Source organism: Streptomyces sp. NPDC005955 (genome assembly GCF_042871255.1).
Taxonomy (GTDB): domain Bacteria; phylum Actinomycetota; class Actinomycetes; order Streptomycetales; family Streptomycetaceae; genus Streptomyces.
In genome coordinates, this window is record NZ_JBIAIF010000011.1 from 223,348 (window position 1) to 249,872 (window position 26,525).

The following is a 26,525-nucleotide window of genomic DNA, read 5'->3' on the forward strand; positions in this document are numbered from 1 at the left end:
TCATGAGATGCCCAGTTCCTTGTCGATGAGGTCGAAGAGTTCGTCGTTGGTGGCGGACTCGACGTGCTGGCCGGGCTCCTCGGCCGCGGTCAGCGACTCGACCTTGGCCAGGGCGCGGCGCAGCCGCTGCGCCACTTCTCCGGGCAGGGCCCGGTCCGTCGCGGTGTCGGCCGTCAGGGCGTCGACCAGCGCCTCCATCCGGCTCAGCTCGGTGAGCAGCGGTGGGGTGGCCGGCGGTGGTTCCTCGGCGACCAGGGTGAGGACGTGCCGGGTCAGCGCCTGGGGCGTCGGGTGGTCGAAGATCAGGGCCGCGGGCAGCCGCACCCCGGTGCTGGCGGAGAGCCGGTTGCGCAGTTCGACGCCGGTGAGCGAGTCGAACCCGAGGTCCTTGAACGGCAGGGTGGGGTGGATCGCGTTGCTCGACTCGTGGCCGAGCACCGCCGCCACCTCGCCGCGGACCAGCTCCAGCAGTTCCCGTTCGGCCTCGGCGGGCGGCAGGTGCGCGAGTCGCCCGGCGCGGGCCGGTCCCGCCGCGTCGGCGGCGCTGCGGGCGCGGCGCAGTACGGACCGGGGTCGGGTCACCAGGCCGCTGAGCAGCGCGGGCACCGCGGCGTTCGGTGCGCCGGCCCCCGTCCGGAGTTTCGCCGCGAGCACGTACGGCTGTGCGCCCTGCCAGGCCGCGTCGAACAGGGCCAGGCCCTCGGCGGTGCCCAGGGCGTCGACCCCGCCCCGGGCCATCCGGCGGGCGTCGAGGTCGCTGAGCGCGGCGGTCAGTTCGCTGCGCTCCTCCCACAGGCCCCAGCCGATGGCGACGGCGGGCAGGCCCCGGGAGCGTCGTTCGGCGGCCAGGGCGTCGAGTGCGGCGTTGGCGGCCGCGTAGTTGGCCTGGCCCGCGCCGCCGAGCAGGGCCGCTCCGGAGGAGAACAGGACGAAGGCCGCCAGGTCGAGCCCGGCGGTCAGCTCGTGGAGGTGGAGTGCGGCGTCCACCTTGGGGCGCAGCACCCGCTCCACCTGCTCCGCGGTCATCGACTCCACGACGGCGTCGGCCAGGACCCCGGCGGCGTGCACGACGCCCGTCAGGGGGTGTGCGGCGGGGACGGCGGCCAGGAGTGCTTCGACGGCGGACCGGTCCGCCGTGTCGCAGGCGACGACATGGGCTCGGGCGCCCAGGGCAGCGAGCTCCGCGACCAGTTCCGGCGCCCCGGGGGCGTCGGGTCCGCGGCGGCCGGTCAGCAACAGGTGGCGCACCCCGTGAGCGGCGGCCAGGTGTCGGGCGACGATCCGGCCCAGGGTGCCGGTGCCGCCGGTGACCAGCACGGTGCCGGCGGGGTCGGGCGGCGCGGGCACCGTGAGCACGTTCTTGCCGATGTGCCGGGCCTGGGCGAGGTGTCGGAACGCCTCCGGGGCCCGGCGCACGTCCCAGCAGGTCAGGGGCAGGGGGGTGAGCACGCCCCGTTCAAACAGGTCCAGTACCTCGGTGAGGAGTTCCCCGAGGCGGGCGGGACCGGCCTCCACCAGGTCGAACGCCCGGTACTGGACGCCGGGCCAGCGGTGGGCGACCTCCGTGGCGTCCCGTACGTCGGTCTTGCCCATCTCGACGAACCGGCCGCCGCGGGGCAGCAGGTCGAGCGAGGCGTCCACGAACTCGCGGGCGAGGCAGTCGAGCACCACGTCGACGCCGCGTCCGTCCGAAGCGGCCCGGAACCGGTCGGCGAACTCCAGGGTGCGGGTCGAGGCGAGGTGCGAGTCGTCGATGCCGGCGCGCCGCAACAGGTGCTGTTTCGCGGGGCTCGCGGTGGCGTAGACCTCGGCGCCGAGGTGGCGGGCGAGTTGGACCGCCGCCATCCCCACGCCCCCGGTGGCGGCGTGCACCAGCACGGCTTCGCCGCGGCGCAGACCGGCGAGGTCGCCGAGTCCGTAGGCGGCGGTGAGGAAGGCGATGGGCACCGCCGCGGCCTGGGCGAACGTCCAGCCGGCGGGGATCTTCGCGAGGGTGGTGCGGTCGGCGACGGCGATCGGGCCGAAGGAGCCGCCGAAGACGCCCATCACCCGGTCGCCGGGGGCGAGTCCCCGTACGGCGGGGCCCGTCTCCAGGACGATGCCGGCGCCCTCGCTGCCCACCGTGGGCTGCTCCTGGTCGAGGCCGAGCGAGACCACCACGTCGTGGAAGTTGAGTCCGCTGGCGCGCACCGCGACCCGGACCTCGTGGTCGGCCAGCGGCGCCAGGGCGTCGGGTGCGGGCACCAGGGCCAGCCCGTCCACGGCGGACCCGCCGTCGACGGCGAGCCGCCAGGCGTCCGTGTCCGGGGCGGTGAGCAGGTCCCGGTCGGCCGCTGCCAGCCGCGGTACGCACAACGCTCCGGCGCGGGCGGCCCATTGGGTCTCCCCCGTCCGGGTGGACGGCAGGGCGGTGACGAGGGCCCGCACGGAAGCGGGGTCCTCGTCGACGTCGGCGAGCACGAACCGCCCGGGGTGTTCGGTCTGCGCGGTGCGCAGCAGGCCCCAGACGCCCGCCTGGGCCCAGTCGGCGCCCCGGTCGCCGGGGCCGGTGCGCACCGCGCCCCGGGTGACCACCACCAGCGTCGCGTCCGCGAAACGCTCGTCCGCAAGCCACTCCTGGACCAGGGTGAGGGCGTCCAGGGTGGCCGAGCGGAAGCGCTGCGCGGGGTCGTCCCCGGTGGCGGTGACCGTGGCGAGCACGTACGGGGGGAGGTCGTCGGCGGGTGCTTCGGCCCGGGTGGCCCAGACCGGTGCGGTGGGCAGGGCCGGCCGCAGTGCGTCGCCGAGCAGGGCGATCCCTGCCGCGGCCGGTGTCCCGCCGGGCTCGGCCGGCACCCAGTCCAGCCGCAGCAGCCGGTTGCCGGGGGCCGTCGCGGCCAGACCGCCGGGCGGCAGCGGGCGCAGCAGCAGCGAGTCGACGGTGAGCACGGGCCGGCCGGTCAGGTCGCGGGCCTCCAGCGCCAGTTCCTCGGCGCCGGCGGGGGTGATGCGCACCCGCAGGGCGTCGGCGCCGGCGGCGTGGGCGGTGATCCGGGACCAGGAGAAGGGCAGCCGCTGGACCGCGTCGCCGCGGGCCGGGAGGAGGGCCGACGCTTGCAGGGCGCCGTCGAGGAGCGCCGGGTGCAGCAGGTAGTCGCCGGCGTCGCGCTGGTCCGGGAGGGCGATCTCGGCGTACAGGTCGTCACCGTGCTGCCAGGCGGCGCGCACCCCGCGGAACGCCGGGCCGTAGTGGTAGCCGGCGGTCGCGAAGCGCTCGTACAGGCCCTCGGTGTCGACCGGTTCGGCGCCGGGCGGGGGCCAGGTGACGGTGAAGTCAGCCGGTTCCTGCGGGTGCGGTGCGAGGGTGCCGGTGGCGTACTCCGTCCAGTCGGCTCCGTCGCCCTCCGGCCGGCCCCGTACCGCCAGGGGGCGGTGGCCTTCGGGGTCCGCCGGGCCGATCCGCACCTGGAGTTGCACGGTGTCGGTCCCGGTCAGCGTCAACGGGGAGTGGAGGGTGAGTTCTTCGACCAGCCCGCAGTCCACCTCGCTGCCGGCGCGCAGCGCCAGTTCCAGGAACGCCGTGCCGGGCAGCAGGGTGACTCCGGTGACGGCGTGGTCGGCGAGCCAGGGCGTGGTGCTGGTCGACAGCCGCCCGGTGAGCAGCAGTTCCCCCGTGCCGGCGAGTTCGACGGTCGCGGCGAGCAGCGGGTGCCCGGTGCCCTCCAGCCCGGTGGAGGCCAGGTCGGCGGTCCGCAGGGTCGCGTCGAGCCAGTGGCGGGTGCGTTCGAACGGGTAGGTGGGCAGGTCGACGACGGTGGCCCCGGTGCCGGCGTACACGGCGGTCCAGTCCACCTCGACGCCCCCGGTGTGGGCCTCGCCCAGTGAGGTGAGGAAGCGCGCCGGGCCGCCCTCGCCACGGCGCAGCGATCCGGTGACGACGACGGCCGCGGCCAGGTCCTCGACCGTTTCGCTGATGCCGGCGGTGAGCACCGGGTGCGGGCTGACCTCGATGAACGTCGTGTGTCCCGAGCCGGCGAGGTGGTGCACGGCGGGGGCGAAGGCGACGGTGCCGCGGAGGTTGCGGAACCAGTAGTCGGCATCGAGTTCGGTGCCGGTCAGCCAGGCCGACTCCAGGGTGGAGTACATCGGCACCTCGCCGGTGCGGGGGGCCAGGTCGGACAGCGCCTCGATCAGTTCCGCGCGGATCGCGTCCACGTGCGGGGAGTGCGAGGCGTAGTCGACGTCGATCCGGCGGGCCCGGACGCCCTCGGTGTCGCAGTGGGCGAGCAGTTCCGCTGCCGCTCCGGGGTCCCCGGCGACGACGGTGGCGCGCGGACCGTTCAGGGCGGCGACCGAGAGGGCCCCGTTCCAGCGTTCCACCAGGGTGTTCACCTCGGCGGCGGGCAGCGCGACCGACGCCATGGCGCCCTGTCCGGCGATGGCGCGCAGCAGACGGCTGCGCAGGGCCACCACCTTCGCCCCGTCGTCGAGCGACAGGGCGCCGGCGACGACGGCCGCGGCGATCTCGCCCTGGGAGTGGCCGAGGACGGCGTCCGGTTCCACTCCGTAGGAGCGCCAGGTCGCCGCGAGCGACACCATGACGGCGAACAGCGCGGGCTGCACCCGGTCCACCCGTTCCAGGGCGGCCGGGTCCGCCAGGACCTGTGGCAGCGACCAGTCGCCGTGGCGGGCGAGCGCCCGTTCGCAGGCGGCCATCGAGGCGGCGAACACCGGGGTGGTGTCGAGCAGGTCCAGCGCCATGCCGGCCCACTGGGTGCCCTGGCCCGGGAAGACGAACACGGTGCGCCCGGCGGTCGCCGCGACGCCCTGCACCGCCGTGGCGGCCGGTGTGCCGGCGGCCAGCGCGTCCAGCGCCTCGGTCAGTTGCTCCGGGTCACCGGTCAGGACGGCGCGGTGTGCGTGTCGGGCGCGGGTGGTGGCCAGCGAGAGGCCGATGTCCACCGGCCGCAGCGACGGGCGGGCGGCGAGGTGCGCGGCGAGCCGTTCGGCCTGGGCGCGCAGTGCCTCGGGGGTACGGGCCGACAGCGTCCACACGGTCGGCGACCCGCCCGGCACCGAGGGGGGTTCGGTGGGGGCGGTGGTTTCGGGTGCCTGTTCCAGGACGACGTGCGCATTGGTGCCGCTCATGCCGAACGAGGAGACGCCGGCCCGGCGCGGCCCCGGGGACTCCCAGTCACGCGCCTCGGTCAGGAGCCGGACGCGGCCGGCGGCCCAGTCGACCTGGGGGGTGGGCTCGTCCACGTGCAAGGTGCGCGGCATCACGCCGTGCCGCAGCGCCTCCACCATCTTGATCACGCCGCCCACACCGGCGGCGGCCGAGGTGTGCCCGACGTTCGACTTCAACGACCCCAACCACAACGGCCGCTCCGCCGCACGGTCCTGGCCGTACGTCGCCAACAACGCCTGCGCCTCGATCGGGTCACCCAGCGTCGTCCCGGTGCCGTGGCCCTCCACCAGGTCCACGTCCCCCGCCGACAACCGCGCGTCCGCCAACGCCGCCCGGATCACCCGCTGCTGCGCCGGACCGTTCGGCGCCGTCAAACCGTTCGACGCACCGTCCTGGTTCACCGCCGAACCCCGCAGTACGGCGAGCACCGGATGCCCGTTCGCCACCGCGTCCGACAGGCGCTCCACCAGCAGCACGCCCGCGCCCTCGCCGAAGCCGGTGCCGTCGGCGGCGCCCGCGAAGGACTTGCAGCGGCCGTCGGACGCCAAGCCCCGTTGGCGGCTGAAGACGACGAACAGCTCCGGGCTGTTCATCACGGTCACGCCGCCGGCCAGGGCGAGGTCGCAGTCACCGGACCGCAGTGCGCGCACGGCGAGGTGCAGGGCGACCAGCGAGGAGGAGCAGGCGGTGTCCACCGTCACCGCGGGGCCCTCAAGTCCGTACACGTAGGCGAGTCGGCCGGAGACGACGCTGGCCGAGTTCCCCGATCCGAGGAAGCCCTCGACCTCCTCGGGCACGTTGCCGACCAGGCGGACCGCGTAGTCGTGGTGCATGACGCCGGCGAACACGCCGGTGCGGCTGCCGCGCAGGGTGCCCGGGTCGATCCCGGCACGTTCGAAGACCTCCCAGGAGGTCTCCAGCAGCAGTCGCTGCTGCGGGTCCATGGCGAGCGCCTCGCGCGGGGAGATCCCGAAGAACGCGGCGTCGAAGTCGGCGGCGTCGTGGAGGAATCCGCCTTCGTTCACGTACGAGGTGCCGGGGGTGCCCGCATCGGGGTCGGGGTCGTACAGGTCACCGAGGTTCCACCCCCGGTCCTCGGGGAACCCGCCGATGGCGTCCACGCCGCCGGCGACCACGTCCCACAGCCGCTCGGGCGAGTCGGCGCCGCCGGGGAAGCGGCAGCCCATGGCGACGATCGCGATGGGCTCGTCGGCGCCGGCCGTGGTGCGCGGGGCGGGGGTGCGCACGGGTGCGGCACCCGCGTCGCCGGTCAATTGGGCGTCGAGGAACGCGGTCAGCGCCTCCGGGCTCGGGTGGTCGAACACGAGGGTCGCGCTCAGCCGCAGTCCGGTGACGGTGGTGAGCCGGTTGCGCAGGTCCACGGCGGCGAGCGAGTCGAAGCCGAGGTCGCGGAAGGCCCGGGTGAGCTCCACCGCTTCGGCGGAGGCGTGACCGAGTACCGCGGCGACCTGGGTGCGGACCAGGAGGGAGAGTTCGCGCCGGCGTTCGGCCGCGGGCAGGGCGGCGAGCCGGTCGCCCGGGGTGTCGCCCGTGGCGCCGCCGGGCAGCGGTTGCGCGGCGGCCCGTCGCAGCGGCGGACGGACCAGGGCGTGCAGGAGGCGCGGGACGGGTTCGGTTTCGGCGCGGGCCCGCAGGGTCGGGAGGTCCAGCCGCAGGGCGACCGGGGCGGGTTCGCTGCCGAGGAGCGCCGCGTCGAAGAGGGCCAGTCCCTGCTGGTCCGTGAGGGCGGGCATCCCGGAGCGGGCGATCCGCCGGGACTCGTCGGCGTCCAGGTGGCCGGTGAGGGCGCTGCGCTGCTCCCACAGGGTCCAGGCGATCGACAGTCCGGGCAGCCCGTTCGCGCGGCGGTGCCGGGCGAGTGCGTCCAGGAACGCGTTGGCCGCGGCGTAGTTGCCCTGGCCGGGGCCGCCGAAGACGCCTGCGGCGGAGGAGAACAGCACGAACGCGCGCAGGTCGAGACCGGCGGTGAGCTCGTGCAGGTGCAGGGCGCCGTCGACCTTGGGCCGCAGCACGGCGGACAGGCGCTCGGGGGTGAGCGAGGTGAGGACCCCGTCGTCGAGGGCGCCGGCCGCGTGCACCACGGCGGTCAGCGGCCGGTCGGCAGGTATGCCGCCCAGGAGCTCCGCCAGTGCCGGCCGGTCCGCGGTGTCGCAGGCGACGACGGTGGTCTGCGCGCCCAACCGGGTGAGTTCCGCGATCAGTTCGGTCACGCCGGGGGCCTCGGCGCCGCTGCGGCTGGTGAGCAGCAGATGGCGGGCGCCGGCCTCGGCGAGGTGCCGGGCCACCCGGGAACCGAGCAGACCGGTGCCGCCGGTGATCAGCACGGTGCCCTCGGGGTCGGGGGCGGCCGGAGCGGGTTCCTCGGTGGCCGTCGGTCGGGCCAGGCGCGGGGCGTGCACCACGCCGGCGCGGACGGCGAGTTGGTCCTCGCCGGTGGTGGTCAGGGCGGTGACGACGGCGTCCAGGTCACCGATGTCGTCCACGTCGGCCAGGACGAAGCGGCCGGGGTGTTCCGACTGGGCCGAGCGCACCAGGCCCCAGACGGCGGCCCGCGGCAGGTCGGTGACGTCGGCGTCCGGGGTGGTGGCGACGGCGCCGCGGGTGAGGACGAGCAGTCGGGAGTCGGCGAACCGCTCCTGGGCCAGCCACTCCTGGAGCAGGGGCAGGGCGTCGTGCACGGCCCGGTGCGTCGCCCCGGGGGTGCCGGGCAGCGGCTCGTCCAGGCGGGCGACGACCAGGGCGGGCGCGGGTGCCTCGCAGGTCAGGAGTTCGGCGACGGTCCCGCCGAGCACCAGCGGCCGGGGTCGGGGCGTACCCGGGTCGGTGCTCCGGACGGGCGACCAGGCCAGTCGCAGCAGCGGGTCCGGGGAGCCCGCGGCGGGTGTCGGGGCGGCGGCCGGGCGCAGCAGCAGCGCGTCCACGGTGGCGACGGGCAGTCCCGAGGCGTCCCACAGCTGGAGCGACACGGCGTTGTCGCCGGCCGGCGCGATGCGGGCCCGGACCGCGGCGGCACCGCGGGAGTGCAGGGTGGCGCCGGTCCAGGCGAAGGGCATCCGGCCGGTCTCGTCGCCGGACAGACCGGTGACGTGGAGCACCGCGTCGAGCAGGGCAGGGTGCAGTCCGAACAGGTCGGCGTCCGTGCGTTGCCCGGCCGGCAGCGCCGCTTCGGCGTAGTGGTCGTCGCCGTCGCGCCAGACGGCGTCCAGCCCCTGGAAGAGCGGTCCGTACGCGAAGCCGCCCGAGGCGAACCGCTCGTACAGGCCGGTGAGGTCGACCGGTTCGGCGCCGGGCGGCGGCCAGGCGAGGGTGGCGGCGGGCTCGGGGGCGGTCTGCGGGGAGAGGGTGCCGCCGGCGTGCCGGACCCACGGGTCGTCGGGTGCGGCGTCCGCGGAGCGTGCGTGCAGGGTGATCGGGCGCCGGCCCGTGCGGTCCGGCCCGCCGACGCTGAGCTGCACGTCGACGGCGCCGGTCGCGGGCACCACGAGGGGCGCCTCCAGCGTCAGTTCCTCGACCCGGGGGCAGCCGGTCTGTTCGCCGGCGCGGACGGCGAGTTCCAGGAAGGCGGTGCCCGGTACCAGGGCGGAGCCCTGCACCACGTGCTCGGCGAGCCAGGGGTGGGTGCGTGCGGAGAGTCGGCCGGTCAGTACCAGGGCGTCGCCGTCGGCGAGGGTGACGACCGCGCCGAGCAGGGGGTGTCCGGCGGCGACCAGTCCGGCGCCGGTCACGTCGACGGCGTGTTGCGCGCCGTCGTCCAGCCAGTAGCGCTGGCGCTGGAAGGGGTACGTGGGCAGGTCGACGTGGCGGGCGGGGAGGTGCGCGTGGGCGGGCCCCCAGTCGACGTCGGCGCCGTACGCGTAGCGCTCCGCGAGGGCGGTGTGGAAGCGGGTGAGGCCGCCCTCGCCGCGGCGCAGGGTGCCGAGGGCCGGGACCTCGTGTCCGAGGGCGGCGGCGGTCTCCTCGACGGCGACGGTCAGCACCGGGTGCGGGCTGAGCTCGACGAAGGCGCGGGGCCCGTCGGCGAGGACGGCTCGGACCGCGCGTTCCAGATCCACGGTGCTGCGCAGGTTGCGGTACCAGTAGTCGGCGTCGAGCTCCCGGGTGTCCAGACGTGCGCCGGTCACCGTCGAGTAGAAGGGGACCTCCGTGTCGCGGGGGCTGATCCCGGCGAGCAGTTCCCCGAGTTCCGTGCGGATGCGTTCGACGTGGGCGCAGTGGGAGGCGTAGTCGACGTCGATGCGGCGGGCGCGCGCGCCGCTGCTCTCGGCGTGGGTGAGGAAACCCTCGACGGCCTCCACGTCACCGGCGACGACCGTGGCGGCGGGGCTGTTGACGGCGGCGACGGAGAGGCGTTCGCCCCAGGTCGCGATCTCGGCGCGGACCCGGTCGGCGCCCCACTGCACGGAGGCCATGGCGCCCTGACCGGCGAGGGCCCGCAGCGCACGACTGCGCAACGCCACCACCCGCGCCCCGTCCTCCAACGACAAACCACCCGCCACCACCGCAGCAGCGATCTCCCCCTGCGAATGCCCCACCACCGCATCCGGCACCACACCGAACGAACCCCACAACTCCGCCAACGACACCATCACCGAAAACAACACCGGCTGCACCACATCCACCCGATCCCACTCACCACCCCCACGCACCACCTCACCCAACGACCACTCCACAAACGGCCCCAAAGCCGCCTCACACTCCACCATCCGCGCCGCAAACACCGGCGACTCATCCCACAACTCCCGCGCCATACCCACCCACTGAGAACCCTGACCCGGGAACACGAACACCGTCCGCCCGGTGGTGGGTTCGCCGCCGCGGACCAGGGTGGGCGAGGGCAGGTCGTCGGCGAGGGCCGCCAGGTCGGCCAGCAGGGCGGCGCGGTCCCCGGCGAGGGTGACGGCGCGCCGGGGGAACGTGGCCCGCGTCGTCGCCAGGGCCCGTGCGGTGGCGTCGAGGTCGAGGTCCGGGTGGGCGGCGAGGTGGTCGTGCAGGTGCCCGGCCCGCTGCCGCAGGGCGTCGCGGTCGCGGCCCGACAGCAGCCACGGCACGGGGACGGTCCGCGGTCCGGGCTGCTCGTCCCCGGTCCCCTCCGCCGGTTCGGCGTCGGCGTGTTCCAGGATGACGTGCCCGTTGGTTCCGCTGATGCCGAAGGAGGAGACCGCGGCCCGCCGGGGCCGTCCGCGGTCCGGCCAGTCCTCGGGCCGGGTGACCAGCCGCACGGCGCCGCTCGTCCAATCGACCTGGCTGGTCGGGTGCGCGGCGTGCAGGGTGGGCGGCACGGTGCCGTGCTGCATCGCCATGACCATCTTGATCACGCCGCCGACGCCGGCGGCGGCCTGGGTGTGCCCGATGTTGGACTTCAACGAGCCCAGCAGCAGCGGCCGGTCCGCGTCCCGGTCGCTGCCGTAGGTCGCCAACAGGGCCTGGGCCTCGATGGGGTCGCCGAGGGCCGTCCCGGTGCCGTGCGCCTCGACCACGTCCACGTCCGTCGGGTCCAGCCGGGCATCGGCGAGGGCGCGGCGGATGACCCGTTGCTGCGCCGGGCCGTTGGGCGCGGTGAGCCGGCTGCTCGCCCCGTCCTGGTTGACGGCGCTGCCGCGCACCACCGCGAGCACGGGGTGGCCGTTGCGGCGGGCGTCGGAGAGGCGCTCCAGCAGCACCATGCCGACGCCTTCGCCCCAGCCGGTGCCGTCGGCCTCGTTCGCGAACGACTTGCAGCGGCCGTCACCGGCGAGTCCGCCCTGCCGGCTCATCTCCAGGAAGGGCGCCGGTGTCGACATGACCATCGCACCGCCGGCCAGGGCCAGGGAGCACTCCTGGCGGCGCAGCGCGTGCGCGGCCAGGTGCACGGCGATCAGCGAGGACGAGCAGGCCGTGTCCACGGTGACCGCCGGCCCTTCCAGGCCGAAGGTGTACGAGATGCGTCCCGAGGCCACGCTGTCGGACATGCCGTTGCCGATGTAGCCCTGCACGTCCTCGGGGACGCTGTTCAGGCGCAGCGCGTAGTCCTGGTACATCACTCCGGCGAACACGCCGGTGTCGCTGCCGCGCACCGTCGCCGGGTCGATGCCGGCCCGTTCGAACGCCTCCCAGGTGGTCTCCAGGAGCAGCCGCTGCTGCGGGTCCATGGCCAGGGCCTCGCGCGGGGAGATCCCGAAGAAGCCCGGGTCGAAGTCGCCGACGCCGTCGAGGAACCCGCCCTCGGCCGCGTAGGTGGTGTTCGGCCGCTCCCGGTCGGGGTCGTAGAGGGTCCCGATGTCCCAGCCGCGGTCGGTCGGGAACCCGGTGATCGCGTCGGTGCCCGTGACGACCATCCGCCACAGGTCCTCGGGGGTCCGCACCCCGCCCGGGTAGCGGCAGCCCATGCCGATGACGGCGACGGGCTCCCGGTGTCGGGACTCCACTTCGGCGAGGCGCTTGCGGGTGTGGTGCAGGTCCGTCGCGACCCGCTTGAGGTAGTCGCGGAGCTTGTCATCGTTCACGTGATCGTCTGCCTTCAGCCAGCCGGGGTGGGGACGGTTCGGTGCGCACTCACGACGTGCCGAGTTCGTTGTCGATGAAGTCGAAGAGGTCGTCGTCGCTCGTCCCGTCCAGGCGTTCTTCGAACAGGTCGCTGTCGGGTGCCGCGCCGGCGCGCAGCTTGGCGAAGAGGGCCTGGAGCCGGTCCAGGACCTCGGGCGCGGCGGGCGCGAGGGAGAGCGCCTGCTCCAGCCGGTCGATCTCGGCGAGCCCGGTGACCGCCGTCGGACCGTCGGCCGGGGCCAGTTCGCCGAGCAGGTGCCGGGCCACGGCCTGCGGGGTGGGGTAGTCGAACAGCAGGGTCGCCGGGAGCCGTAGTCCCGTCGCGGCGTTGAGGCGGTTGCGCAGTTCGACCGCGGTGAGCGAGTCGAAGCCGAGCTCCAGCAGGCCCCGTCCGGCTTCGACGGCGGCCGGGTCGGCGAAGCCGAGCACGGTGGCGGCCTGGGCGCGGACGAGGTCGAGCAGGGTGCGCTCGCGGACGGTCGGGGACTGTCCGGCGAGGCGCTGCACCAGCGTCTCGGCGCCGCCGGTGCCGGCTTCGCGGCGGGCCGGCGGGCGGACCAGGCCGCGCAGGAGGGGCGGGTAGCCGCTCTCCGCCATCGCCGTCAGGTCCAGCCGGACCGGCAGGGCCGCCGGTTGGTCGGCGGCCACGGCGAGGTCGAACAGGGCGGTGCCGTCCTGCGGGGAGAAGGCGAGGATGCCGCCGCGGGCGATGCGCCGCAGATCGGCCTCGTCCAGGGCGCCGCTCATCCCGCCGGTGGTGGCCCACAGGCCCCAGTCGAGGGTGGCCGCGGGCAGTCCCCGGGCCCGGCGGCGGTGGGCCAGGGCGTCGAGGAAGGCGTTGGCCGCCGCGTAGTTGCCCTGGCCCATGCCGCCGAGGACGCCGGCGATCGAGGAGAACAGCACGAACGCCGACAGGTCCCGGTCGCGGGTGAGTTCGTCCAGGTGCACGGCGGCGTCCACCTTCGGGCGCAGCACCCGGTGCAGGCGTTCGGGCGTCATCGCGCCGAGCACGCCGTCGTCGAGCAGTCCGGCGACGTGCACCACCCCGGTGAGCGGGTGCTGTGCGGGCAGGTCAGCCAGCAGGGCCGCCAGTTGTTCGCGCTCGGCGGCGTCACAGGCGACGACGTCGAGGTGGGCGCCGAGGCCGGCGAGTTCGGCCCGCAGTTCCGCGGCGCCCTCAGCTTCGGGGCCCCGGCGGCTGGTGAGCACCAGGCGCCGCACCCCGTGCGCGGCCACCAGGTGGCGGGCGATGTGCCGGCCGATCGCTCCGGTGCCGCCGGTGATCAGGACGGTGCCGCCGCGTTCCCAGACCGTTTCGACGGGTTCGGTGCGCGGGACCCGGGCCAGGCGGGCCCGGTGGGCCGTTCCGTCGCGCAGGGCCAGTTGGGGTTCGCCGGCCGCCAGGGCTCCCGGTAGGGCCGCCACGGAGGCGGTGCTGTCGTCCAGGTCGACGACGGCGAACCGGCCGGGGTGTTCGGTCTGGGCGGTGCGCAGCAGGCCCCACACCGCGGCGTGGGCGAGGTCCGGCACGTCCTGTTCCGGGGTGACGGCGACCGCGCCGCGGGTCACGAACAGCAGCAGGGAGCCGTTGAACCGGTCGTCGGCCAGCCACTGCTGGACGAGGCCGAGGGCGTGTTCGGTGGCCGCGCGGACGGCGGACGGTTCGTCGCGTCCGGTGGGCGCGGTGGTGGTCGGGACCTGCGCCAGCACCACGGGCGGCGGTGTCGGTGCGGAGTCGGCGAGTTCGGTGAGGTCGGCGGCGGTGCGGGTGATGCCGGCGGCGGCCCACCCCGCGCCGTCGCCGAGCACCACCCAGTCGGGGGCGGTCTCGGTCCGGGCGGGTCCGGCGGGCCATTCGACGCGGAACAGGTCGTCGTAGGTGCCCCGGGACCGTTCGGCGCCGATCTGCTCGGCGGCGACGGGCCGCAGTTCCAGCGAGCGGATCGACGCCACCGGGTTGCCGAGGGGGTCGGCGGCCAGGACCTCCACGGCGGACCGGCCGACGGGCCGCAGCCGGATGCGCAGGGAGGTGGCGCCGGCGGCGTGCAGGCGCAGGCCGTTGAAGGAGAACGGCAGCCAGCTCTCGGTCGAGCCGGCGAGCACGCCGAAGGTCAGTGCGTGCAGGGCGCTATCGAGGAGGGCCGGGTGCAGGGCGTAGCGGTGGGCGTCGGTGTGCTGGGACTGCGGCAGGGAGGCTTCGGCGTACACCTCGTCGCCGCACCGCCAGGCGGCGTGCAGCCCCTGGAATGCGGGGCCGTAGGCGAAGCCGCCCTGGGCGAAGCGCTGGTAGAGGTCGTCGACGTCCAGCGGCTCGGCGTCCGCCGGCGGCCAGGCCGTCAGGTCCTGGGCGCCTTGCGGGTCGCCGGTGGTGAGCAGGCCGCTGACGTGCCGGGTCCACGGCTGGTCGGGTACGTTCCGGGGCTGCGAGTGCACGGTGAAGGTGCGCGCCCCGTCGTCGCCGGGTGCGCCGACCGCGATCTGCACCTGCACCACGTCCTGCGGGGCGAGGGCGAGCGGTGCTTCCAGGAGCAGTTCTTCGACGCCGTCGCAGCCGGCCCGGTCGCCGGCGTGGACGGCGAGTTCGACGAACGCGGTCGCCGGGAACAGTGCGGTGCCGAGGATGGCGTGGTCGGCGAGCCAGGGGTGGGTGCGGGTCGACAGCCGGGTGGTGAACAGGAACCCTTCGCCGTCCGGGAGTTCCACGGTGGTGCCCACCAGCGGGTGCCCCGATCCGGACGGGTCGGCGCCCGCCGGGTCCGCGGGTGCGGCGCTCGCCTCCAGCCAGTAGCTCTCGCGCTGGAAGGCGTACGTCGGCAGCGCCACGTGGCCGCCGGCGGCGGGGAAGAAGTCCGCCCAGCGGACGTCGACGCCGAGGGTGTGCAGTTGGGCCAGGGCCGTGGCCACCGAGGTGGTCTCGTCGCGGTCCTTGCGCAGCAGCGGCACCAGGGCGCCCGGTTCGAGCTCGGCGTCGTCCAGGCAGTCGCGGCCCATCGCGGTCAGCGACTGGTCGGGGCCCAGTTCGACGAAGCGGGTGGCGCCTTCTTCCGCCAGGGTGCGCATGCCGTCGTGGAAGCGGACCGCCTCGCGCACCTGGGCGACCCAGTGGCCGGGGTCGGTCAGTTCTTCGGCGGTCGCGACCCGCCCGGTCAGGTTCGAGACGACCGGGATCCGCGGGGCGTGGTGGTCGATGCCCTCCGCGACCCGGCGGAACTCGTCGAGCAGGCCGTCCATGTGCGGGGAGTGGAACGCGTGGCTGACGGTGAGCCGGCGGGTCTTGCCGCCGAGGTCCCGCCAGCGGGCGGCGACGTCGAGCACGGCCGCCTCGTCGCCCGACACCACGGTGGACGCCGGCCCGTTGACGGCCGCGACGGCGACCCGTCCCGGCACCCCGTCCAGCAGGGACCGGGTCTGTTCCGGGGAGGCGTTCAGGGCGACCATCGCCCCGCCCTGCGGCGCGTTCTGCATCAGGCGGCCGCGGGCGGCCACCAGTCGGGCCGCGTCGGGCAGCGTGAACACGCCGGCGACGTGCGCGGCGGTGAGCTCGCCGACGGAGTGGCCGAGGAGCAGCCCGGGGGTGACCCCCCAGTGTTCCAGCAGCCGGAACAGCGCCACTTCGAGGGCGAACAGCGCCGGTTGGGTGTACTCGGTGGTGTCGAGCAGCGCGGCGGCGGGGGAACCCTCGGCGGCGAACACCACCGCGTGGACGGGGTGGTCGAGCAGGACGTCGAGGTGCGCGCAGACGGTGTCGAACGCGTCGGCGAAGACGGGGTGGGCGTCGTAGAGTTCACGGCCCATGCCCAGCCGCTGGCTGCCCTGCCCGGCGAAGAGGAAGGCCGTCCTGCCCTGCGTCGGGCGGCCCTGGACGACGCCCGGTGCGGTGCCGCCGGTGGCGATCGCCCGGAGCCCCGCGACCAGCGCGTCCCGGTCCTCGGGGTGCGGGGGCACCACGGCCGCCCGGTACTCGAAGGCGCTGCGGGTCGTCGCGAGGGCCCGTCCGGTGTCGGTGAGGGCCGGGGCGGGTTCCCGGGTGACGTGGTCGACCAGTTGCTCGGCCTGGGCGCGCAGGGCCCGGTCGCTGCGCGCGGAGATCAGCCACGGGGCCGTCCGGTGCGCGCCCCGGTCCGGGGTCGGCGTCTCGTCGGGGACGTGCTCGATGACGGTGTGGGCGTTGGTGCCGCTGACGCCGAAGGAGGACACGGCGGCGCGACGGGGCCGGCCGGTCTCGGGCCAGGCGGTGTTCTCGGTCACCAGTTCCAGGGAGCCGGACGACCAGTCGACCAGCGGGGTGGGCCGGTCCACGTGCAGGGTGCGGGGCAGCGTGCCGTGGCGCATGGCCTCGACCATCTTGATGACGCCGCCGATGCCGGCGGCGGCCTGGGCGTGGCCGATGTTGGACTTCAGCGAGCCCAGCAGCAGCGGTCGGTCCGCGGGCCGGTCCGGCCCGTACACCGCGAGCAGTGCCTGTGCTTCGATCGGGTCGCCGAGCCGGGTGCCCGTGCCGTGCGCTTCGACGGCGTCGATGTCCGCCGGGGCGAGTCCGGCGTTGGTGAGCGCCTGGCCGATGACGCGCTGCTGTGAGGGGCCGTTGGGGGCGGTGAGTCCGTTGCTGGCGCCGTCCTGGTTGACCGCGGAGCCGCGGACCAGGGCGAGCACGGGGTGGCCGTGCCGCCGGGCGTCCGACAGCCGTTCGAGCACCACCACGCCGGCTCCCTCGGCCCAGGCGGTGCCGTCCGCGGCGGCGGCGAACGGCTTGCACCGGCCGTCGGTGCTCAGCCCGCGTTGGCGGCTGAACTCGACGAACGAGCCGGGGGTGGACATCACGGCGACCCCGCCGGCGACCGCGATGGTGCACTCGCCGCCGCGCAGCGCCTGCGCCGCGAGGTGGATGGCGACCAGCGACGAGGAGCACGCGGTGTCCACGGTGATCGCCGGGCCCTCCATCCCCAGCGTGTACGCGATCCGGCCGGAAGCGACGCTGCCGGCGCTGCCGAGGCCGAGGTAGCCCTCCAGTTCCTCGGAGGGCTGCTGCACCCTGGCTCCGTAGTCGTGGTAGCTGGAGCCGACGAAGACGCCGCCCCGGCCGCCCTTGAGGGACAGCGGGTCGATCCCGGCCCGCTCGAACGCCTCCCAGGTGATTTCCAGCAGCAGCCGCTGTTGCGGGTCGATCGCCAGTGCCTCGCGCGGGGCGATGCCGAAGAACGCCGGGTCGAACTCGTCGGCGCGGTGCAGGAAGCCGCCCTCACGGGTGTACGAGGTGCCCAGTTGTTCCGGGTCGGCGGAGTACAGCAGGTCGAGGTCCCAGCCGCGGCCCCCGGGGAACGGCGAGATGGCGTCGGTGCCGTCGGCGACCAGTCGCCACAGGTCCTCGGGCGACTCCACGTCCCCGGGGTAGCGGCAGCTCATGGCGACGATGGCGATCGGGTCGTCCACCGGGGCGGTCGGGGCGGGGGTCGGCCGCGCCGCTTCGGTGCCCGCGGGGGCCGTGCCCAGCAGCTCGTTGAGGTGTCCGACCAGGGCGGTGACGGTGGGGTGGTCGAACGCCAGGGTCACCGACAGCCGCAGCCCGGTGGCGGAGGCGATCCGGTTGCGCAGGTCGACGGCGGTCAGCGAATCGAAGCCGAGGCTCTGGAACGCGCGCCCGGGTTCGACGGCGGCCGGGTCGTCGTGGCCCAGCGTCTGGGCGACCTGGGTGCGCACCAGGGCGTGCAGTTCCTCGTCGCGTTCCGCGGCGGAGAGCCCGGTGAGGCGCCCGACGAACGAGGCGCCCCCGTCGCCGTCGCCGAGCCCGGAGTTCAGGAACGGCACGGCCTCGGGCAGGTCCCGCAGGGTGGTGTTGGGCCGCAGGGTGACGGAGGCCCGGGTGAACTGCTCCCAGTCGAAGCCGGAGACGACGAGCCGGGTCTCCCCCGCGGTGAGGGCGTCCTGGAGGGCGGTGAGCGCCAGTTCGGGTTCCATGGGCCGCAGGCCCGCGCCGACCAGTCGGTCCCGGGAGGAGGCGGCGGCGCTGTCGCCGGCCCACAGGCCCCAGGCGACGGAGGTGGCGGGCAGACCGCGCGCGCGCCGCTGCTCGGCCAGGGCGTCCAGGTAGGCGTTGGCCGCGGCGTAGCTGCCCTGACCGGTGCCCGGCAGGGTCGCGGCGAGGGAGGAGAACAGGACGAACGCACTCAGGTCGGCGTCGCGGGTCAGGGCGTCGAGGTGGGCGGCGGCCCGGGCCTTCGGGTCGAGGACCCGTACGGCCCGTTCGGGGGTGAGGTTGTCGAGGACTCCGTCGTCGAGCACACCGGCGGCGTGCACCACGGCCCGCAGCGGGCGGTCGGCGGGCACGGCGTCGAGCAGTTCGGCCAGCGACGACCGGTCGGTGACGTCGCAGGCGACGGCCACCGCCTCGGTGCCCAGCGCCGTCAGCTCGGCGATCAGGTCGGCCACGCCAGGGGCGTCCGGGCCCTTGCGGCTGGCGAGCACGATCCGGGGGGCGCCGGCCCGGGCGAGCCAGCGGGCGACGTGCGCGCCGAGCGCGCCGGTGCCGCCGGTGATCAGGGTGGTGCCCTCCGGGGTCCAGCCCGACGCGGCGTCCGGGGCGGCGTCCGGGGCGGTCTGCGGGGCGGCGTGCACCAGACGGCGGGCGAAGACGCCGCTGGAGCGGACCGCCACCTGGTCCTCCCCGTCGAGGCCGGCGAGCACGCCCACCAGCCGGGTCAGGGCCCGGTCGTCGGGGTGCGCGGGCAGGTCCACGAGACCGGCCCAGCGCTGCGGGTACTCCATGCCCGCGACCGCGCCGAGTCCCCAGACCATCGCCTGTTCGGCGCCGGTCACCAGGTCACCGCGGTGCACGGCCACCGCTTCGGTGGTGAGCGCCCACATCGGGGCGGTGACGCCGGCGTCACCGAGTGCCTGCACCAGGGCGGTGGTCAGGGCCAGGGACACGGGCAGGGCGGAGTCCGCGGAGTGCGGCGTGGCGGGGGCGAGCAGGGACAGCACCCCGTCGGGGGCGCCCGCGGCGGCATGTGCGGACAGTACGGCGGCGAGGGCCGCCCGGTCGTTGTTGCCGTCGGCGTCGGCGTCGACAGGGACGGTGACGGTGCGGGCGCCATGCCGGGTCAGGGCGGCGGCGCAGGCGGTGACGAACGGTTCGGCGGCGGCAGCGGCAGGGACGACCAGCCACCAGGTGCCGGACAGCTCCGGGGGGCCGGCGGGGGCCTGGACCGGCGCCCAGGTGACCCGGTAGCGCCAGGTGTCGACGGTGCCCCGGTCACGGCGGTCGCGGTGCCACGAGGAGAGCGCCGGCAGGACGGCCTCCAACGATTGCCGGGCCTGCTCGTCGGCGAGTTGCAGGGTGGTGGCGACGGTGGCGAGGTCCCCGCCCTCGACCGCCGTCCAGAAGCCGTGGTCCGCGGTGCCGATGTCGGACGGGCCGGCCCCGGTCTCGGCGGCCGGCGGCTGGATCCAGTAGCGGCCGTGTTCGAACGCGTACGTGGGCAGTTCGGTGCGTCGGCCCCCCGTGCCGGCGAGGGCGGCGTTCCAGTCCACCGGTACACCGTGCGCGTGCAGGGTGCCCAGCGAGGTGAGCATCCGGGCGAGGCCGCCGTCCCCGCTGCGCAGGGTGCCGGTGACGCAGCCTTCGACGTCGGCGGCTTCCAGGGCCTGTTGGAGCCAGACGCCGAGGGCCTGATCGGGGCTGATCTCGACGAACACGGTGTGCCCGGTGTCGAGCAGCGAGGTGAGGGCCGCGCCGAAGGCCACCGGTTCGCGCAGGTTGCGGTACCAGTACGCGGCGTCGAGGGTGGTGGTGTCGACGGGGGCGCCGGCGACGGTGGAGCAGAACGTGACGTCCGCCGGGCGCGGCACGACCTCGGCGAACGCGGCGCGCAGTTCGTCCCGGAGGGCGTCGACCTGCGGCGAGTGGCCGGCGAAGTCGACGCCGGGCAGCGGCCAGCACATGATGCCCTCGTCCGCGAGGCGGTCACCGAGCTCCCGCAGCGCGGCCGGGTCGCCGGAGACGCTGACGGAGCCGGGGGCGTTGACCGCGGCGACGGAGAGCCGGTCGGCCCAGGGTGCGAGGTGTGCGCTGACCCGGTCGACGGACGCGGCGGCGAACAGCATCCCGCCGTGGCCGACCAGGGGCAGCAGGGCCTTGCTGCGCAGGGCGATGAGGCGTGCGCCGTCCTGGAGGGACAGCGCGCCGGCGACGACCGCCGCCGCCACCTCGCCCTGGGAGTGTCCGATGACGGCGTCCGGGCGCACGCCGTAGGACTGCCACAGGGCGGCCAGTGACACCATCACCGAGAACAGCACGGGTTGGATCACGTCGACGCGGTCCCACTCGGCGCCCGCGCGCACCTCGTCCAGCAGCGACCAGTCGACGTGCGGGGACAGTGCCGCCTCGCACTGGGCCATCCGCTCCGCGAACACCGGTGACTCGTCCAGCAGTTCGCGGGCCATTCCGGCCCACTGCGGGCCCTGCCCGGGGAAGACGAACACGGTCCGGCCGGGCACGCCGACGAGGCCCTGGGCGAGGTGGTCGGCGGCCCGGTCCTGGGCGAGCGCGGTCAGACCGGCGAGCAGGGAGGCGCGGTCGTGGCCGGCGACGACGGCACGGTGTTCGAACGTGGTCCGGTCGTGCAGCAGGGAGTGGGCGACGTCCGCCGGGCGCAGCTCGGGGTGGTGCGTCAGGTGCGCGGCGAGCCTGTGGGCCTGGCCGCGCAGGGCCCCCGCGGTCCGCGCCGACAGCGGCCAGGCCACGGCCCGCTCGGGTCCGGCGGCCGGCTCCGGGGCCGGGTCCGGGTCCGGCTCGTCGGCCGCGGGTGCCTGTTCGATGATGACGTGGGCGTTGGTGCCGCTGAGGCCGAAGGAGGAGGCGCCCGCGCGGCGGGGGCGGTCCTCGGCCGTCCACGGCCGGGCCTCGGTCAGCAGGGCGACCGCGCCGGAGGACCAGTCGACGTCCGGGGTCGGCTCCGCGCAGTGCAGGCTCTGCGGCAGCAGGTCGTGCCGGAGGGCCTGGACGAGCTTGATGATCCCGGCGACGCCGGAGGCGGCCTGGGTGTGCCCGATGTTCGACTTCACGGAGCCCAGGAGCAGCGGCCCGTCCGCGGGCCGGTCCTGCCCGTACGTGGCCAGCAGCGCCTGCACCTCGATCGGGTCGCCGAGTCGGGTGCCGGTGCCGTGCGCCTCCACCACGTCGACCTCGGCCGCGGCGAGGCCGGCGGCGGCGAGGGCGCTGCGGATGACCCGTTGCTGGGCGAGGCCGTTGGGGGCGGTGAGGCCGTTGCTGGCGCCGTCCTGGTTGACCGCGGAGCCCCGGATGACCGCCAGTACGGGGTGGCCGTGGCGGCGGGCGTCGGAGAGGCGTTCCAGGACCAGCACGCCGGCGCCCTCGGCGATGCCGAAGCCGTCGGCTTCGGCGCCGAAGGACTTGCAGCGGCCGTCGCGGGCCAGTCCGCGCTGGCGGCTGAAGCCGGTCAGCGACAGCGGCGCGCCGAGCACGGTGACGCCGCCGGCCAGGGCCAGGTCGCATTCGCCGCTGCGCAGCGACTGGGCGGCCAGGTGCAGGGCGACCAGGGAGGAGGAGCAGGCCGTGTCGACGGTGACGGCGGGCCCTTCCAGGCCGAGGCTGTAGGCGACCCGGCCGGACAGGACGCTGGTGGACACCCCGGCGATCAGGTGGCCCTCGATCTCCTCGGGCACCGCATGGCCGCCGTACCCCTGGTAGGCGCCGCCGGCGAAGACTCCGGTGCGGGTGCCGCGGAGCGCCGCGGGGCTGATCCCGGCGCGCTCGACCGCCTCCCAGGAGATCTCCAGGAGCAGCCGCTGCTGGGGGTCCATGGCGAGCGCTTCGCGCGGGGAGATGCCGAAGAACGCGGCGTCGAACGCGGCGGCGTCGTGCAGGAAGCCGCCCTCCACGGTGTACGTGGTGCCGGGCCGGTCCGGGTCGGCGTCGTAGGCGAGGTCCCAGCCGCGGTCGGCGGGCAGTGCGGTGACGGCGTCGCCGCCCGCGACGAGCAGGTCCCACAGTTCGTCCGGGCTGGTGACGCCACCGGGGTAGCGGCAGGCCATGGCGACGAGCACGACCGGGTCGTCGTCGGTCGCGACGGTGACGGGCACCGGTGCGGCGGCGCTGGTGGAGCCCAGCAGCAGTTCGCCGACGTGGCGTCCGAGTGCGGTCGCCGAGGGGTAGTCGAAGATGACCGTGACCGGTAGCCGCAGTCCGGTCGCGGAATTGAGCCGGTTGCGCATGTCGACGGCGGTCAACGAGTCGAAGCCGAGGTCGCGGAAGGCCCGGTCGGGGTCGACCGCGGCGGCCGAGTCATGGCTGAGGACGTCCGCGGCGTGAGAGCGGACGAGGTCGGTCAGCAGCCGGTCGCGGTCGGCCGGCGGGGCGTCGAGCAGACGGTGGCGCAAGGCCGCGCCGGTGCCCTGTTCGTCGGCGTCGTTCGTCTCCTGGGCGGCGTCCAGGACCCGGCGCACCTCGGGCAGGTCACCGATGAGGGGGCTGGGCCGCACCGAGGTGAAGACCGGGGCGAAGCGCGCCCAGTCGACGGCGGCGACGGCGGTGACGGTCTCGTCGTGGTCGAGCACGCCCTGGAACGCGGTGAGCGCCACGGCGGGCGACATGAACGGGACGCCGCGGCTGCGCAGTTGTTCCTCGGCGAGGTTCTCCGCCATGCCGCCGCCGTCGGCGGGGTCCCAGATGCCCCACACGACGGAGGTGGCGGGCAGACCGCGGCTGCGGCGCTGCTCGGCCAGGCCGTCCAGGTACGCGTTGGCCGCCGCGTAGGCGCCGTGTTCGCCGCTGCCCCAGATCGCCGAGATGGAGGAGAACAGGACGAAGGCGTCCGGTGCCTGCTCGGTGAAGACGGCGTCGAGGTTGTCGGCGCCGGTGACCTTGGCGTGCAGGGTTTCGGCGAAGTGGTCGGGGTTCGTCTGCGCCAGCGGCAGCAGTACGCCGGTGCCCGCGGCGTGGATGACGGTACGGATGTCGGCGCCGTCGCGGCGCACCCCGGCGACCAGTGCGGCGAGGGCTTCGCGGTCGGTGACGTCGCAGGGGGCGAGGTCGACCCGGGTGCCGCGCTCGGCGAGCTCGGTGACCAACTCGGCGGCTCCGGCGGCGGTGTCGGCGCGCCGGCTGACCAGGACGAGGTGACGGGCGCCGCGCTCGGCGAGCCAGCGGGCGACCTGGAGGCCCACGCCGCCGGTGCCGCCGGTGACGAGGGTGGTGCCGTCGGGGCTCCAGGGGCGGGCGTCGGAGCCGTCGCCGTGCTCGGACCGCACCAGCCGGCGGCCGTGGGTGCCGGTGCTGCGGACGGCGACCTGGTCCTCGTCGTCGAGTCCGGCGAGGACCTGCCGCAGGCGGTCGGCGGTGCGTTCGTCGAGCGTGGCGGGCAGGTCGACGAGCCCGCCCCAGCGCTCGGGGTGTTCCAGTGCGGCGACCCGGCCGAGACCCCAGATCAGGCTCTGGGCGGGGCTGGTGAGCGGGTCGGTGCCGGCGTCGACGGCCCCGGAGGTGGCCCACCACAGGCGGGCGGTGCACCCGGCGTCGCCGAGGGCTTGCAGCAGCACCAGGCTGAGCGCGGTGCCGTCGGTCATCTGCGCGGCCCGCCGGTGCGGCGTCTCGTCCAGGGCGAGCAGCGACAGCACTCCGGTCACGGGTGCGGGTTGCTCGGCGAGCAGGGCGCCGAGGCGTGCGGTGAGCGTCGCCCGGTCGTCGTCGGTCGCGGCGAGCGGCACCGGGACGACGGTGACGCCGGCGGCGGTCAGCAGGTCCGCGCAGGCCGCGGGCAGCGGGTCGCCCTCGGTGGCCGCGGAGGTCACGAGCAGCCAGGTGCCGGTGGGGGCCGCACCGGGGCGTCCGGTGAGCGGCGTCCAGTCGGTGCGGTAGCGCCAGGAGTCGGCGGTGGCCCGTGCCTCGTGCTGGCGGCGCCAGGCGGCGAGCGCGGGCAGGACGGCGTTGACGGTGTCATCGGCGTCCAGGCCGAGGGCGGCGGTGAAGGCGGGCAGGTCCTTGTCGCCGACGATCTGCCAGAACGCGGCGTCGGCGGGGTGCTCGGCGGGGGCGTCGGCGAGCACCCCGGCCGGGCGCTGGAGCCAGAACCAGCGGCGTTGGAAGGCGTAGGTGGGCAGTGCGGGCGCCCCGGTGGCCGCGTCGGGGAACAGGGCCCGCCAGTCGGGGGCCAGTCCGCGGGCGTACGCCTCGCCGAAGGAGGTCAGGAAGGTGGCGAGGCCGCCGCGGTCCCGGCGGAGCGTGCCGACGGCGGCGGCGTCGATCCCGGCCCCGTCGGCGGTCTCCGCGATGCCGTAGGTGAGCACCGGGTGGGGGCTGGTCTCGACGAAGAACCCGTAGCCCTCGTCGAGCAGTGCGCGGGTGGCCTCGGCGAAGCGGACGGTGCTGCGCAGGTTGCGGTACCAGTAGTCGGCGTCCAGTTCCGCGGTGTCCGTGAAGGACACGTCCACGGTGGAGAAGAACGGCACCTCGCCGCTGCGCGGACGGATGTCGGCGAGCACCTCCAGCAGTTCGGCCCGGATCTGCTCCACGTGCGCGCAGTGGGAGGCGTAGTCGACGTCGATGCGGCGGACGCGGACGTCCTCGGCCTCGTAGTGGGCGATCAGTGCGTCGAGGGCGGCGACGTCCCCGGCCACGACCGTGGCGGCGGCGCCGTTGACGGCGGCGACCGACAGCTGTCCCGGGCGGTCGGCGAGCGTCTGCTCGACCTGTTCACGGGGCAGTGCCACGGAGGCCATGCCGCCTTGGCCGGCGAGGGCCCGCAGCGCACGACTGCGCAACGCCACCACCCGCGCCCCGTCCTCCAACGACAAACCACCCGCCACCACCGCAGCAGCGATCTCCCCCTGCGAATGCCCCACCACCGCATCCGGCACCACACCGAACGAACCCCACAACTCCGCCAACGACACCATCACCGAAAACAACACCGGCTGCACCACATCCACCCGATCCCACTCACCACCCCCACGCACCACCTCACCCAACGACCACTCCACAAACGGCCCCAAAGCCGCCTCACACTCCACCATCCGCGCCGCAAACACCGGCGACTCATCCCACAACTCCCGCGCCATACCCACCCACTGAGAACCCTGACCCGGGAACACGAACACCGTCCGCCCGGTGGCGACCGCGGTGCCGCGCACCAGGTGGGCGGCCTGTTGGTCGGCGGCGAGGGCACGCAGCCCTTCCATGAGTCCGCCGGGTCCGTCACGGTCGTCGGCCACCACGACGGCGCGGTGTTCGAAGGCGGTGCGGGTGGTGGCCAGGGCCCGGGCCACCGTGGCGGGGTCCTGGCCCGGGGTGCGGTCCAGATGGGCGAGCAGGGCGCGCGCCTGGGCGCCCAGGGCTTCCTCGGTGCGCGCGGAGACGACGTACGGCAGGGCTCCCGACACCGGTGCGGCCGCTTCCCCGGTCGGGGCTCCGGGCTCGGGCGCCTGTTCCAGGACGACGTGCGCATTGGTGCCGCTGACGCCGAACGCGGAGACCGCCGCCCGGCGCGCCCGGTTCACCGGTGTCCAGTCGCGCTGTTCGGTCAGGACCCGTACCGCGCCGGAGGTCCAGTCGACCTGGGGGGTGGGTTCGTCCACGTGCAGCGTGGCCGGCATGACTCCGTGCCGCAGCGCCTCCACCATCTTGATCACGCCGCCCACACCGGCGGCGGCCGAGGTGTGCCCGACGTTCGACTTCAACGACCCCAACCACAACGGCCGCTCCGCCGCACGGTCCTGGCCGTACGTCGCCAACAACGCCTGCGCCTCGATCGGGTCGCCCAACGAGGTGCCGGTGCCGTGGCCCTCCACCAGGTCCACGTCCGCCGTCGACAACCGCGCGTCCGCCAACGCCGCCCGGATCACCCGCTGCTGCGCCGGACCGTTCGGCGCCGTCAAACCGTTCGACGCACCGTCCTGGTTCACCGCCGAACCACGGATCACGGCCAGCACCTGATGGCCGTTGGCCTCCGCGTCGGAGAGCCGTTCGAGGAGGATCATGCCGACGCCCTCGGACCAGATGGTGCCGTCGGCGGCGCCCGCGTACGCCTTGCAGCGCCCGTCGGGGGCGAGGGCCCGCTGTCGACTGAACGACACGTACGCATCGGGGTCCGCGGTGATGGTGGCACCGCCGGTCAGCGCGAGGGAGCACTCCCCCGCCCGCAGCGACCGGACGGCCAGGTGCAGGGCGACCAGCGAGGACGAGCAGGCGGTGTCCACGGTCAGCGCCGGCCCGGACAGGCCGAGCACGTAGGACAGCCGGCCGGAGATGACACTGCTGGTGGTGCCGGTGTGGAGCAGGCCCTCCACCTCGGGGACCCGGGCGCAGCCGGCGCCGTAGCCGCTCATCATCGAGCCGACGAAGACACCGGTGGCGCTGCCCCGCAGGGCGGCCGGGACGATGCCGGCGCGTTCCAGCGTCTCCCACGCGGTCTCCAGGACCAGCCGCTGTTGCGGGTCCATGGCGAGCGCTTCGCGCGGCGAGATGCCGAAGAACGCCGGGTCGAACTCGCCCGCGTCGTCGAGGAATCCACCGCCCCGGGTGTACGAGGTCCCCGGGTGGTCCGGGTCGGGGTGGTAGAGCCCGTCGACGTCCCAGCCGCGGTTGCGCGGCCATTCGGTGATCGCGTCGATGCCGTCGTGCACCAGGTCCCAGAGCCGCTCGGGCGAGTCGGCCCCGCCGGGGAAGCGGCAGCTCATCGCCACCACGGCGATGGGCTCGTGGCGGGTGTCCTGCTCCTCGCGCAGCCGGCGGCGGGCCTGGCCGAGGTCCGCGGTCGCACGGCGCAGGTACTCAAGGAGCTTGTCCTCGTTCGGCATCTGTCGT

The 26,525-nt window shown here is 75.2% G+C and carries 2 protein-coding genes; both read right to left on the bottom strand.

The genetic code is table 11. The annotated features are described in order from the left end of the window. Complete coding sequence (locus tag ACFYOU_RS25020) at positions 1-11,670, bottom strand: SDR family NAD(P)-dependent oxidoreductase (RefSeq protein WP_391308652.1); 11,670 nt, start codon at positions 11,668-11,670, stop codon at positions 1-3. Positions 11,671-11,719: 49 nt separating this feature from the next. Then, the gene (locus tag ACFYOU_RS25025) at positions 11,720-26,518 is read right to left on the bottom strand and encodes a type I polyketide synthase (protein WP_391308654.1); all 14,799 of its coding nucleotides are present in this window, start codon (positions 26,516-26,518) and stop codon (positions 11,720-11,722) included. Positions 26,519-26,525: the final 7 nt, after the last annotated feature.

Bases quoted from the DNA above. Each gene is read 5' to 3' on its own strand.
- ACFYOU_RS25025 (WP_391308654.1), bottom strand. From the start codon at position 26,518: ATGCCGAACGAGGACAAGCTCCTTGAGTACCTGCGCCGTGCGACCGCG.